Source organism: Cyclobacterium xiamenense, assembly GCF_042140265.1.
GTDB classification, from domain to species: domain Bacteria; phylum Bacteroidota; class Bacteroidia; order Cytophagales; family Cyclobacteriaceae; genus Cyclobacterium; species Cyclobacterium xiamenense_A.
The window spans coordinates 3,011,570-3,025,466 of sequence record NZ_CP159481.1; the positions used below are offsets into that span (position 1 = coordinate 3,011,570).

Genomic DNA, 13,897 nt, shown 5'->3' on the forward strand with positions numbered 1-13,897 from the left:
GGGATGGGTGACCGGATTTAATGGATAAACGAAGAAACAAGAAGAAAAAATAATTGGTTTACATTATATGGTTTACACGAGTCAATCAATGTTTGGAAGCAGATTTTTTAGAATGTATTTTTTGTTGGCAGTTTCCCTGCCTGTTTTCATTGCCTGCTCCCAAAAGCCGGAGGTCCCGGAAAGTCGCGAACTAAGCCGGGAAGAAGTGAATCAGCAGGCAACGGCAATTCTAAACCTGGTGAAGCCTGAATTTCACCCAAACCTGTCGCTGGACATATGGGCGGTCGATTCGTTGATCGCAGACCCCATTTCCATGCAAATGGACGACGAGGGCACCGTTTTTTATTCGAAGACCAATCGAAGGAAAATTTCGGAATTCGATATCCGGAGTCACCAAGATTGGGAGATCGCGTCACAGAAAATGCAGCATGTCGACGACAGGAGGGCTTTCATCCGAGAGGAGCTTGCTCCGGAAAATAGTTCAAAAAACGAATGGTTACCCGACATCAACGAAGACGGTTCTCACGATTGGAAGGATTTGACCGTAGAGAAAGAGAATGTATTTCGTGTGGAAGATACGGATGGCGACGGGCGTGCCGACCGATCTCAACTTATAGTGAGTGATTTCAATGAGGAAATATCCGATGTGGCCGGTGCCGTCCTCTACCATGAGGACGAATTGTTTGTTGGCGTTGCACCGGACCTCTGGAAACTACGGGATAGCGACGGAGACGGGTTCATGGATGAAAAGGAGTCTTTGGTCCACGGGTTTGGCGTGCATATCGGCTTTGGTGGGCACAACATGTCCGGATTAAAAGTAGGTCCGGAAGGGAAGATTTACTGGGGCATTGGAGACATTGGGTTTCATGGTGTCGATAAGGAGGGCAAGGAGCATGTCTATCCCAATTGTGGAGTCATCGCCCGGGCCAACCCGGATGGGAGTGACTTTGAAATTTTTGCCTATGGAGTTCGCAATACCCATGAGTTCGACTTTGATGAATACGGAAACCTGATCAGCGTGGACAATGACGGAGATCACCGCGGTGAACGAGAACGTATTGTCTATCTGGTCGAAGGGTCGGATACAGGCTGGCGTATCAATTGGCAATTTGGTAAATACCGGGATCCGAAGAATAATTCCTACAAAGTATGGATGGACGAAAACATGCACTTGCCCAGAACAGAAGGACAAGCAGCCTATTTTATTCCCACCATAGCGAATTACATCAATGGTCCTACCGGAATGGTGTACAACCCGGGCACGGCCCTGGGGCCCGAGTGGAAAAATAAGTTTTTTGTTGCGGAATTTGCAGGAAATCCGGCTCGTTCGGGTATCCACGCATTTGATCTTATACCCAAAGGAGCGGGCTTTGAGATGGGAGAAACGGACAAGGTGGTCGGAGGTATCCTGGCCACGGGGATGGATTTTGGTCCCGATGGCTCTCTTTACTTCTCCGATTGGATCGACGGTTGGGTAAATAAGGGATACGGGAGGATTTGGAAATTGACCGATACGACAGCGCCTTCCAGTTTTTTTGAGACCACGGCCTCCCATTTGGCGGCTAAATTCGAGGAAAAGTCCTGGGAGGAACTGAACCAACTCCTCGCGTATGAGGACCAGCGGGTACGCCAAAAAGCTCAGTTTGAGCTGGCGAAGCGAGGCGAGGAAGGATTTAAGGCGTTTCAGGTGACAATAAGCGATAGCGACAATCAGCTCGCCCGAATTCATTCGATATGGGGAATTTCCCAGTTGGCCAGGATGGATCGCGAAAAAGCAGCAACGCTACTTCCTCTTCTTAAAGACGGCGACCCCGAGATTCGCGCGCAAGCTGCCAAATGGCTGGGCGACCTGAGGTATGCTCCTGCAGGAGGGGAATTGCTTCCACTGCTACGAGATTCTAACGCCCGGGTTCGGTTTTTTGCCGCCGAAGCGATCGGTCGGATTGGATATTCCGAAGGGAGGGAGCCTTTGGTGGACCTGCTGGTACAAAATATGGACGAAGACGTGTACATCCGTCATGCGGCCAGCCTGGCCTTGTCCCGTGTTGCCGATCCGGACTTTTTGGTAGGGCTGGCAGCGCATCCTTCTTCACATGCCCGCCTTGGAGCCGTTCTGGCTCTTAGGAGATTGCGGCACGAAGGTATTCAACAATTTTTGGAAGATGAGAGCGAGTATATCGTTGCCGAAGCAGCCCGCGCAATAAACGATGATTTTTCCATACCGGAAGCATTGCCCGCGCTGGGTAATCTTTTGAATCGTCGTGGCTTTACCTCTGAGCCTCTGCTGCGTAGGGCCATTAATGCCAATCTCAGGTGGGGATCGGAAGAGGCATTGAGGAATCTTTTGAACTACAGTACCCGATCCGACGCACCCGAGGCCATGCGGATGGAAGCCATTGCCACGGTTAGCAGCTGGGCCTCGCCATCCGTACTTGACCGGGTGGATGGTTGGTACCGTGGAGAAATGGATAGAGACCTGAACCGCTTGCGAGCAAATAGCGCTGAAACCTTGCAGCAATTGATAGCAAAAAGTAGCCCGGACATACGGAGAGCAGCCATCCAGGCATTAGGTAGTTTGGAAATCAGTGAATCAGCTGGAAATTTGTTACGCCTTTTGGAGACCGACCCGGCTGCAGAAGTGAGGGAGGCCTGCCTTCGGTCGCTGGCCGCTATGGAGGAGGCCCCGATCGGCGATGCCATCGAAATTGCGCTGGAAGATAAGGAAAAGGAGGTTCGTGTCGCTGGATTGGCCTTGTTGGAACAGCAAGACATAGACGATACCACGAAAGCATCGCTGCTTCAGGAGGTAATTCAGAAGAGAACGGTGGAAGAACAACAAGCGGCCGTCACAACGCTGGCAAAGCTCGATGAAAAAGCTTCTCTTCCCGTGCTGGAGGGCCTATTGGAACAATTGGAAAACGGGCAACTGCCACCGGCTATCGAATTGGAGTTTTTTGAAGCCATGGAGGGGATGCAAGCAGGAAACCTGCTGAGTCGCTACGAAAAAATCAAGGCTGAAATGTCGGAAGACGATTTGCTTGCCAGCTATAGTGGGAGTATGTACGGTGGGGATGTGGCAAAGGGAAGGAGAATCTTCTTCCAGCATGCCACCGGCCAATGCATCAAATGCCATGCCTACGATGATTTTGGGGGCAATGCGGGGCCGAAGCTCAACGGTATCGGAAAAAAACTTAGCCGGAAGCAATTGCTGGAAGCATTGATAAATCCCAGCAAACGATTGGCACCAGGGTTTGGCGTAGTCACGCTTACGCTTGCGTCAGAAAAAAAACTTGCGGGGATAAAGGTGGACGAAAATGCCGACAGCATCACACTTAAAATGGGGAATCAGCCCGACACACTCATTCAAAAATCGAGCATAGTGAACCGGCGCGATGCTCCGTCCAGTATGCCCGACATGAAGGAGTACCTCACCCGGAGAGAAATCAGGGACTTGGTAAGTTTCCTCGCGACACTCGAAGAGCCATTTAATTAATGGAATGACCTGCTTCCCTAGGCGTTGACTTTGGGTCTGGTCATACCTCCAGCGGTAGTGGATCTCTTTCGCGTGTAGCGTGTTGAGCGATGGGTTGAATCCGACTACTAAAAAAGCCAACCCTGTTCCTGAAAGGCCTAGCGTGAACGATCAGAAACGTATCGAACCATAGATTCTTAAAAAGGATCTCGGAATAAACGGTGCGGTGCACATATTGAAGGATGTCCACGCAATGCAGGATAATTCGATAAAAAAATTCAATCGATGCACCGTTTTTTTTTGTCCGCGCGCATTAATGGATGAGAGCCGTAGCGTTCTCCGGTAATGATTGTTACTCAATTATCCTCCCGGTGATCATCTGAAACTTAAACGAATGATCTTTCCAACCGATTGGTTTTGCTGCTGGTCTATGGCCTCCGATACCTCAGGAGAGGTTTCTGGCCGAAGCTACGTCAAATGATTCCGTAGGCAACGGGCACCGTAATTTATTGAAAACGAAGCCTTTTTGTTTTCCAATTGCTGTTCGATAGGAGCTTTATTTGCCTTCCAGGTACCATTGACACGAAAGTACCTTTGCTGCTTTTCCACCTGCTGTCTCGTTACTTTTGTGCGCTTGAAACCCGTTGAAAAACATCAGTCCACTGGTTTAGGCTGGTACTAGTTTTGCAGATTTTCGTCGGTATGTATGGGGCCAGGTTTGCTTCTCAGATGTATCGGTTCTTGTTCGGACAGGACGGCAGTTACCTCAGAAACAATCGACAAGGCGATCTCTTCGGGGCTTTCTGCTCCAAGGTTCAGCCCCATTGGGCCGTAGATTCGCTGCATGTCCTCCGGAGAAAGTTGAATCCCTTCCTTTTCCAGGTTTTCAATCAATTTTTCGAGTTTTTTCCTTGGACCCAGCACCCCCAAATAAGGAAATACGTACGGATGTAATTCGATCATAACGGCGAGGTCATAATTGAAATTATGGGTCATCAATAGCACCGCCGTTCGTCTGTCCGGTTGCAGCTGGGGAAGTACCTCGGAAGCTTTCCCCAGCAGCAGTTGGGAAGCCATCGGAAACCGCGATTTCGTGGCATAATCGGAACGGCCGTCCACCAGGATCAGGTCCCAACCCATGACCGAGGCTATTTGAGTCAGCGGTATTACGTCGTTGCCCGCACCAACAACCACCAACTGTACCGGAGCCGAAATAAATTCCACGAAGGCCTGCAAGGTATTGGCAGGGTCTACCGGAAGGATCAGCGATTGCCGCTGACTCAATACGCTTTTTGCCTTTTCTTGAGCAAATTGGATGGAAGGTTTTTGTACGGAGTCCAGGTTGGAGTTGGTGATGAGCCGGTCTTCGCTTAGTAGCATACAGGTGCCGGTTTGGATGGCCCTTTTATTTTGCGTATCAAAGAAGGTCACAATCACTTTCTCTTCCCTGTTTTCCAGGCACTGCTTCAATAGGGCAATGGGATTGTTTTCTGCATCCGGGAGGATGGGTTCGATAAGGATATGTATGATACCGTTACAACCAAGTCCTACGCCAAATTTCGCATCGTCTTCGTCGGTAGTATCGTAGGTGACCAGCATGGATTTTTCGCTAAAGATTACCATTTGGGCTTTCTTAAGCGCGTCCCCTTCCAGGCATCCACCGGAAATCGCTCCGGTCAGTTGACCGTTTTCGGTTACCAACATGCGTGCTCCCGGTCTTCTGTAAGAAGAGCCGTCTACTTTTACTACGGTCGCCAATGCGGACACCTCTCCGTTTTGAAGGGCTGCTTCATAGGCCTTTACAATGGACTTTATTTCTTTCATTGGTTGCTAAAAGCTATCCTTGTGAAAATAGGTGATTGGAAACACGTCGTTTTTTTTAAAAACGGAGGGTACCGCCGGAAGGCTGAGAAATGCGTCGGCCTCCGATAGGTGTACCCAGTCTCCGGAACCGGAATTTTTAACGGGAACTGCCCATACTTTCCCCTCACGTAAGACTGTTTTCACCAATAGATGGTAGGTAACCGGGCGGTTAAACAGGACCTCATCACTCAGAATAGCAGAGGAGGATTCGGTTTCCCTTTGTAAGGATGTACCTAACCAGGCTTTGAAAAAGGCATGAAAACATACCAGGGTAGAAGCTGGGTTTCCGGGAAATCCGAAAACAAACCGGTTACCCTTTCTACCAAATAAAAAGGGTTTTCCAGGTTTCTGTCTGACTCCATGAATTAAAATCTCCACGCCTAGTTGCCGGAATACTTCCGGGAGAAAGTCAAATTTCCCCTTGGATACGGCCCCTGAAAACAGTAACACCTCGTAGGTTTCCAGTGCTTTTTCAATCTCCGTTTTTAGTTTTTCCCGGTGATCTGTCAGGTGGGCCGTTTGCCCCTTGATTCCGAGGCTTTTTAGCGCTGCTTCGAGCATGAATACATTGGAGCTTCGAATCTGATGAGGGAGTGGCTGCTGCGCCACGGGCACCAGTTCATCGCCAGTTGCACATACCAGCACCTTTGGAAGTTGACGGACCTCTACCTGCGCCTTACCGAGACTGGCGAGTACACTCAATTTTCCCGGGTGAATCCAGGTTCCTTTTTGTAGAATCCGATCTCCTTTCTTAGCGTCTGTTCCTTTCAGGTGGACATTGTGGAAGGGTGAGTAACCGGTATCGTCTACTTCAGCGACTCCATCCAATAGGTGGATTTTTTCGTACGGAATCACACAATCGGTATTCTTTGGTAGTATTGCTCCGGTCATCACCTCCAGGCAATGGTGGGCGTCGGAGAGGCTGAGTTGTGGTTGACCAGCCGCTTGAATGCCTTCAATGTGATACCGTTTGTTGGACTTCAGCGATGCGGCCCGGATGGCGATGCCGTCCATGGTCACCCGGTGAAAAGGGGGCGCATCTCTGTCTGCAAATACATCCGAAGCCAGGGTATGGTACAGGCTTTGTTGAAAGGGAAGGGAAGTATCTGCCAGCGCTATGGGGTTTTTTGAGAGTATTTCCTTGGCTTCGTCTACGGATATCATGGCAATGCGTATTGTCGAATGGATAGGGGTACTTATCCCCCTAAAAATGACATCGATTTTTTGGGAATTTTTTTGCTTTGCGCTTCCGCTTCAAAACCATCTTTCTCCTTTCTTGCCACTGCACGGACAATTTCTTCGATAAGCGCGCCTTCACTCACGCCGCTTCGAAGTACGTCCCGTAGGTTTGCAACAGGTGGTCCATATAGGCAGGTCCGAAGCTCTCCGGTGGCAGAAAGACGGATTCTGTTGCAGGTACCGCAAAAGGTTCGACTAAACGCGGGGATAATTCCGAAGCTACCGGCATAGCCAGGAACCCGATAGTTTACCGAGGTGCTGTTCTTTTCGTCTGGCACCTTTAATAGGTCCGGATAATGTTGTTTGATGTAGTCAAATAATGCAATATGGTTCCATGTGGGCGGAACAAATTTGCCCGTGCCGTTAAACGGCATTTCTTCCAAAAAACGTACCGATATCGGTTGGTTTTTAGTCAATTCAACAAAAGGAAGGATATCTTGGGTATTTTTCTTTCCATCCACCACGCAATTCAATTTAACAAGGAAACCCTCCTTTACCAAATTCAAAATACAAGCGAATACCTCCTCGAAGCGATCCCTCCGAGTGATTTCATAAAAACGCTGCCGATCCAAAGAATCCAGTGAAATGTTAATTTTCCGTATTCCCAGGGTTGCCAACTGCTTGATTTGAGACTCACTGATGGACCCGTTGCTGGTGAGGGTGATTTCTTTTAGTTCAGGGTGTCGGGAAAGCTGGGTTAAAAATCCCATGATGCCTTTTCGGACAAACGGCTCTCCCCCGGTGATACGAATTTTTTTTACGCCAAGCGATAGAAAAAGTGTGCAAAGGTAATCCAGTTCCTCGTAGCTGAGCAGATCTTTTCGTTGAACAAAATCTATTCCTTCTTCTGGCATGCAGTAATAGCACCTGAAGTTGCAGCGATCAGTGACCGACAACCTCAAGTAATCCAATGTTCTTCCGTAACTATCTGTCAGCGTTCCTTTCATATCATTTATGCATTCCTGATTTCTGTTAGGGGCGGGCATTTACCCAAACCGTATTATCCGTAAAATACTCCTTTTTCCAAATCGGAACCCGACTTTTCAGCTCATCTATCAAGTAGCGACTGGCTTCAAAGGCATCGTTTCGGTGGGCGGTAGCCGTACCGATGGCTACCACCGGTTCACCAATTTCCTTGTCTCCCAGCGCATGTACCATTAGCAATTTCTTTATCGGCCACCGTTTCATGGCCTCTGAGGCAATCTCCTCCATTTGACGAAGGGCCATCGGTTCGTATCCTTCGAAGTGAAGTCGAACAACTGCTTTTCCCTGTGCGTGGTTCCGGACGTTTCCTATAAAAAGGGTACTACCCCCGGCCTCCGGGTGTTGCAACCATTCGTGGACTTCGTGTAGGTCAATTTCCTGGACGAGTACGATTTTTTTCATGTCAGCCCCCACTTACTGGTGGTAAAAGCGCAATTTCTTGATTCTCTCCAAGAAGGCGTTCGTCGGTTGCGTATTCCTGATTCACGGCTATCGCAAAACTAGCGATTGTTCCCATCTCCGGATACGATGACAGGATCCATTGTTTCAGACCTTTAACCGACTTTATATTCGCTTCTTTCGGTACCTCAAGCGTTTGGCGACCGATAATTTCCTTTGAAATCCCGAATAGAAGAATTTCCATAACTGGCTTATTTGTTTTCGTTGCGAGGGTTAAATTTACACAATCGCGGTTGATTAACCGAAAAAATGTGCCGGTTATTCTTAGCCGATGCACCGAGGTCGGAAATTTCCGTCTGATATCGGGATGCGCGGTAAAAAATGAATGGATTTTCAGCCAGTCTTCTAAATTCAATACAAAAAATAAAACCTAATCCCTTGTTTATTTTTTAAATAATTATGTTAATTTTCTAATTATACAAAAAATATATGATTGTTTACTCTACTAATAAAAAATATTATATTATAGGCTATACTAAAATATCAATAAATCGAAATACCAATAATTATTTTTTCAATTTTTTAAAATCAAGTAAATAATTGTGATTTTTGGGAAAAATACATTACTTGTAGCTGATAATGTCCCTATGACCAATGTCAACAAAAAATCTCAAGGCGATTCCAGAACTGGTACGCCTCCTAAAGGATGGGGATCGAGATGCCTTTCATCAGCTTTACGGGCTATTCGCTAACAAAATCCTTTGTACCTGTAAAAAAATGTACCTGCCTCATGAAGACGCAGAGGAGGTAGTTCAGGAGGTATTTCTAAAGGTGTGGGAAAAAAGGCAAGGGCTGGATTGTTCGCTTTCCTTTAATGCCTATCTTTTTACCATGATGCGTTCCTCTATTTTTAAACGCTCACGGAAACATGCACTCGAAATCGCCTATCGCCAATACCAATTGAACTTTGGGGAGCGGGAAACATGCAGCGCCGAAATGGAAATGGAGTACGAAGAGTTAAAACACTTTTCGGAAAAAGCCATCGCGGCATTGCCCAAAGGGCAACAGGAAGTCTTTAAATTGAAATTTTCCGAGCACCTTACGGCGGATGAGATCGCTGGACGATTGCAGCTCTCCAAACGCACCGTTGAGAATCAACTCTATAAAGCTACCAAAAGATTGAAACAGGAACTTTCGTCCAGTGATTTAATCCCTTCCGATTTCTTCGTTTTCTTGCTGTTTTTCTAATTTTTTTTCGCTTTCATTTTTTTATTTTATCAAAAAAAGTGTTTTCATTAAAAAATATTGAAATTTTTAGCTTTGCATGAGTAAATAGACTGTGTTAGGGATATATACCGTATAACCTAGCAGGTAAACATGAGGAGCTTTGATCAACATTGGAAAGATTTTCACGAAGGTAAGCTTTCAAAAAGCCAGGCGCGGGAATTTATCAATTACCTGGAAAGCCCTGAAGGAAAGCGAGATTTCCAACTTTTGTTGAAAAAGGTGTGGGGGGTAGCGGCCAATACGCGGCAAAACGGAATGGGCCTACCGGCGAAACCTGATCCTCCTGAGCCGGGCAAGGGAGGACACCTGCCTATGGCATCAGTAAGAAACCATAGCGGGCTTTCTCGGCACCTGCGCACCTGGCTGCGGTATGCTGCCTGCCTGGCTTTGTTATTTTTCGTGCTGCGCGAAGTGGGGTTCATGGAGCGGTTTACGGACGCAGAGAGGGTATCTGTGCCGGAGGCACAAACTACCTGGATAGTGAAAAGTAATCCAAAGGGCAGAAAATCAAAAATTTTATTACCCGATAGTTCCGTTGTTTTTTTAAATGCGGACAGTGAACTCAGTTATCCGCGTAACTTTAAAGAAAATCGCCAGGTCCGGTTGACAGGCGAAGCATTTTTTGAAGTAAAGAAGTACAAACAGCTACCATTTGTGGTGAAGGCCGCTCACCTCACGACCACCGTTCTCGGTACTTCTTTTAATATTAATACCGATTACCTGGAATCCACTGCAGTTGCGTTGGCCACGGGTAAAATCCACATACGGAACGATGATACCGGTAAGGACATGCTTTTGCGTCCGGGCGAAGCCAGTCTCGTCTTCAGGGGCGAGCAACCTATGAAAAAATATACGGTAGACCCGGAGAAGATTTCTCTGTGGACGGAGGGCGTTCTTCATTTTGACAAAGAACCCTTCGCGCTGGTCAAAACTAAGCTTGAAAATTGGTACGGCGTTCAAATCGCCGTGGAAGGACCCGTTCCGGAAGTAACCTGTTCTGGTACATTTAAAAAACAGGCGTATTTGTCTGACGTGCTTACCGTTTTGGCGCACTCCATGCATTTTGATTTCGAAATTGATGGGAAAAGCGTCGTCATTTATCCCGGGGCAAATGGAGTCTATTGAAAATGTTATACAAGAGTTTAAACCAATACCCAAAATCCCATGAAACATGTTTTATTAAAACCGATTAAAAATCTCAACGTCAGATTGCTGGCATTGGGAGTTTTATGCTTTCTGGTAGTTCATACCAGTTATTCATTTGACAGCGTCAAGAGTATCGAAGAGGTCGTGATCAAGCTGGATATACGGCAGGGGAGTCTTCAGGAAATTCTCCAGCATATTGAAAGCAAAACCGATTACCGGTTTTTCTTTACCGGTAGTGAAATGGATGACGAAGAGATTTTGATACTAAACCAGGTGAAGGGCAGCGTCGCTGACATCCTCAAGGAGCTGGCGAGGGAAAAACGACTCCACTTCAAACAAGTAAACAATACCATCAGCGTTCGCTTTCTGACAGGAAAATCCAGTCGAAAAGCGTTGGAGATCATCGTGGAAGTGGCCGATATTGAGGTGTCTGGAAAAGTGGTGGATCAATCCGGAGAGCCCTTACCTGGGGTCGCCGTATCCGTATCCGGTACCAATATCGGCACCATTACCAATATCGATGGGGAGTTTACCCTGACTGCTCCTGAAGACGGTGTGTTGCAGGTGTCCTATATTGGGTTTAGTACCCAACGGATTGAGATCAATTCCAGATCAATTATCAACATCACCCTTGAGGAAGACATTGCCGGACTGGAAGAGGTGGTCGTGACAGCATTGGGTATCAAGCGAGAAGCAAAAAGTCTGGGATACGCTACCTCCACGGTAGAATCCGAGGAAATGACCATCAACCGGACACCGAATTTCATGAACTCCCTTCAGGGAAAAGTCGCCGGTGTAAACATTACGGCCATGGGCTCGGGACCACAGGGGAGTAGCAAAGTACGAATTCGGGGAGTATCCTCGTTTGGTGGAAATAATTCTCCCTTGATTGTCGTCAATGGAGTACCGATCGACAACACGAATTTTGGTGTCAGTGGCGATGTTTCGGAAGTCGGTAGTAATCGAAACTCAGACAGCGGGGATGGATTGAGTAGCATCAATCCGGACGATATTACCTCCATGTCCGTTTTGAAAGGCGCCGCTGCATCTGCTTTGTACGGTGCCCGGGCAAAGGACGGAGTAATCATGATTACAACCAGAAACAGGGCAAGTGGATCGGGGATACAGGTGGAGTTGAATTCCAATTTCACGAACGATACACCCCTGGATTTTACCGATTACCAGTACGAATACGGTCAGGGAGAAGGGGGCGTTCGGCCCAATTCACCCCGACCGGTATCGGGTGTCTGGAGTTTTGGAGAGCGATTCCAACCGGGCATGACACAAATATTATTTGACGGTATAGAGGTTCCCTACGAGCCCCAACCCAATAAAATTCGTGATTACTACCGAAATGGTTCCACGTTTACAAACACCGTAACCATTTCGTCAGGAGGGGAAAACGGAGGTTTTAGTCTTTCGGCGTCTAATATGGACAGCAAGGCCATCCTTCCGGGATCAAACTATAACCGAAAGACGATCAATATGGGATTCACCCAAAACTTTAAAAAACTTACCGTTTCAGGAAATATCAACTATTCTAAAGAGGATCGGATCAACCCCCCCAACATTGCAGAGCAGGATTTTAGTCCCGTGGTAATTTACACCTTGTCCACTTCTATGCCCATGGATTTGTTGGAGCAATACGCCTTTGATGAAAATGGCGATGAGTTTCCGTATTCCCGATTTACGAACCGTACCAATCCCTTTTTTGCCCTTTCACGATTTGAGAACAACGTGCGTGACCGGGTGTATGGCAACATTACTGCCAGGTATGACATTACGGATTGGTTGTATGCGCAGGGTAGGATCGGGCAGGATTTTTTCTCCCGGGACTCAGAATACAACTTGCCTACCGGTTCACAGCGGCAGTCAGCGCCTCCGCCGGGCTTTGTAAATGGCCAATTTGTGCAGGACATGCGGACCTTCCGGGAGGTAAACGCTGACTTTCTTATAGGGATGGATAAAACGTTTGGTGATTTCGGATTGTTGGTAAACCTTGGTGGAAACCAAATGTATCGACGTCTGGATGTAAACACACTGCTTGGAGAAAACTTTTATACCCGTGATTTGTATACCATTGGTAACTCAAGTAAAATCACCACCAATTATACCATTTCGGAGAGACAGGTTAACTCGCTGTACGCAAGTACCGAATTGTCCTATAAAGGGTTCCTGTACGTAAACGGGACAGCAAGAAACGATTGGTTTTCTACCCTTTCTCCAGCAAACCGAAGTATACTTTATCCTTCCATTACCGGTAGCTTCGTGTTCTCACAGGCCTTTGCCAATCTGCCCAACTGGATTTCCTTTGGAAAGGTTCGGGTTGCCTATGCCGAAGTGGGTAGCGATACCGACGTTCAGCCTTACGCGAATAACCTTTTCTATAATATAAATCAACAGCAGTTCCCCAACTCCAACGGTATTGCACAGCCGGTAGGATCCATCAGCGGATCGGTGGTTCCGAATGATAATCTTCGTCCCATGAGGGTCTCCGAACGTGAAATCGGACTGGAAATGACGTTATTCGATAACCTTCGTTTTGAAGTCTCGTACTACGATAAGCTATCCTCAGATCAGATCCTGCAGGCGCAGGTTTCGGATGGATCCGGATACATTAACCAGTTGATCAACGTCGGGGAGAGTAAAAATACGGGACTTGAAATGTTCGCAGCCATCTCCCCAATCACCGGGCGTAATTTTAATTGGAATTTCAGCGCCAATGCTGCTTACAATCAATCCGAAGTATTGAGTCTGGGTGACGATGTGGAAGGCACGTTCATTACTGTGGGACAGGCTGATTTTCACGGTGAGGTACGGCAGGAAGTAGGAAAGCCCATGGCCCAATTGTACGGTTGGGGTTACCTCAGAGACGAACAAGGCAGGCAGATTTTTGACCCAAACAATGGACGCCCCCTTCGCTCAACAGAGCAATTGAACTTCGGGACAGCTATTCCCATTTGGGTGGGAGGCTTCACCAACAGTTTTAATTACAAGAACCTGAATTTTTCATTCCTGATCGATTATAAGCTGGGCCATAAGATGATATCCGGTACGCACACCAACGCGTATCGGCACGGGTTGGATAAGGCCACCCTGGTAGGTAGGGAGCAGGGATTTGTCGTGGGTGACGGAGTAAATCCAAATGGCGAAATCAACACGGCTCAATCGCCCATTCAAACCTATTATGAGACCATTCGATCCGGAAGAATGTCGGAGCAATCCGTTTTCAATGCCGGTTCCTGGCAATTGCGCCAGGTGACCGTTGGGTATGATTTCACTCCCCATCTGCCAGAAAACAACTTCATTCAGGGATTGCGTCTGAACCTGGTTTCTAATAATGTCGCGGTGCTGAAGCAGTGGGTACCCCATATCCACCCCGATCAAAACGGGATTATCTCCGATAACAGAGCTGGCCTGGAGGCCACTGGACTGCCCGTAACCCGCAGCATTGGATTCAATCTAAATGTTAAGTTTTAAGGTTGAACTCCTTCACCAAAACATTGA

At 47.4% G+C, this 13,897-nt stretch carries 9 protein-coding genes; 4 read left to right on the forward strand and 5 right to left on the reverse strand.

Annotated elements, in window-relative coordinates:
• Nucleotides 1-88 precede the first annotated feature (88 nt).
• A complete protein-coding gene (locus ABWH99_RS12405) occupies nucleotides 89-3,493 on the forward strand; it encodes a HEAT repeat domain-containing protein (RefSeq protein WP_375582166.1) in 3,405 nt (1,134 codons plus the stop codon).
• Nucleotides 3,494-4,150: 657 nt separating this feature from the next.
• Here ABWH99_RS12405 and ABWH99_RS12410 read toward each other — a convergent pair.
• The 5 genes from ABWH99_RS12410 to ABWH99_RS12430 are packed head-to-tail and all read right to left on the reverse strand — an operon-like array spanning nucleotide 4,151 to nucleotide 8,372.
• On the reverse strand, nucleotides 4,151-5,296 hold the full coding sequence (locus ABWH99_RS12410; protein WP_375582167.1) for an XdhC family protein: 1,146 nt from the start codon (nucleotides 5,294-5,296) through the stop codon (nucleotides 4,151-4,153).
• A gap of 6 nt (nucleotides 5,297-5,302) precedes the next feature.
• Entirely contained in the window at nucleotides 5,303-6,499 is a 1,197-nt protein-coding gene (locus tag ABWH99_RS12415; RefSeq protein ID WP_375582168.1) for a molybdopterin molybdotransferase MoeA, read from the reverse strand.
• 32 nt (nucleotides 6,500-6,531) lie between these two features.
• Complete coding sequence (gene moaA, locus ABWH99_RS12420; RefSeq protein WP_375582169.1) at nucleotides 6,532-7,521, reverse strand: GTP 3',8-cyclase MoaA; 990 nt, start codon at nucleotides 7,519-7,521, stop codon at nucleotides 6,532-6,534.
• Between the two features lie 25 nt (nucleotides 7,522-7,546).
• Entirely contained in the window at nucleotides 7,547-7,960 is a 414-nt protein-coding gene (locus tag ABWH99_RS12425) for a molybdenum cofactor biosynthesis protein MoaE (RefSeq protein WP_375582170.1), read from the reverse strand.
• Nucleotide 7,961: 1 nt separating this feature from the next.
• Nucleotides 7,962-8,372 carry a MoaD/ThiS family protein gene (locus tag ABWH99_RS12430; RefSeq protein WP_375582171.1) on the reverse strand — a complete coding sequence of 137 codons (411 nt, stop codon included), beginning with the start codon at nucleotides 8,370-8,372 and terminating at the stop codon, nucleotides 7,962-7,964.
• Between the two features lie 239 nt (nucleotides 8,373-8,611).
• On the opposite strand from ABWH99_RS12430, the gene ABWH99_RS12435 reads away from it, so the two are divergent.
• The 3 genes from ABWH99_RS12435 to ABWH99_RS12445 all read left to right on the forward strand — a co-directional run bounded on the left by ABWH99_RS12435 (nucleotide 8,612) and on the right by ABWH99_RS12445 (nucleotide 13,870).
• A complete protein-coding gene (locus tag ABWH99_RS12435) occupies nucleotides 8,612-9,205 on the forward strand; it encodes an RNA polymerase sigma factor (RefSeq protein ID WP_375582172.1) in 594 nt (197 codons plus the stop codon).
• A gap of 129 nt (nucleotides 9,206-9,334) precedes the next feature.
• Complete coding sequence (locus tag ABWH99_RS12440) at nucleotides 9,335-10,369, forward strand: FecR family protein (RefSeq protein ID WP_375582173.1); 1,035 nt, start codon at nucleotides 9,335-9,337, stop codon at nucleotides 10,367-10,369.
• Nucleotides 10,370-10,408: 39 nt separating this feature from the next.
• Nucleotides 10,409-13,870, forward strand: a complete 3,462-nt coding sequence (locus tag ABWH99_RS12445; protein WP_375582174.1) for a SusC/RagA family TonB-linked outer membrane protein — start codon at nucleotides 10,409-10,411, stop codon at nucleotides 13,868-13,870.
• Nucleotides 13,871-13,897 lie beyond the last annotated feature (27 nt).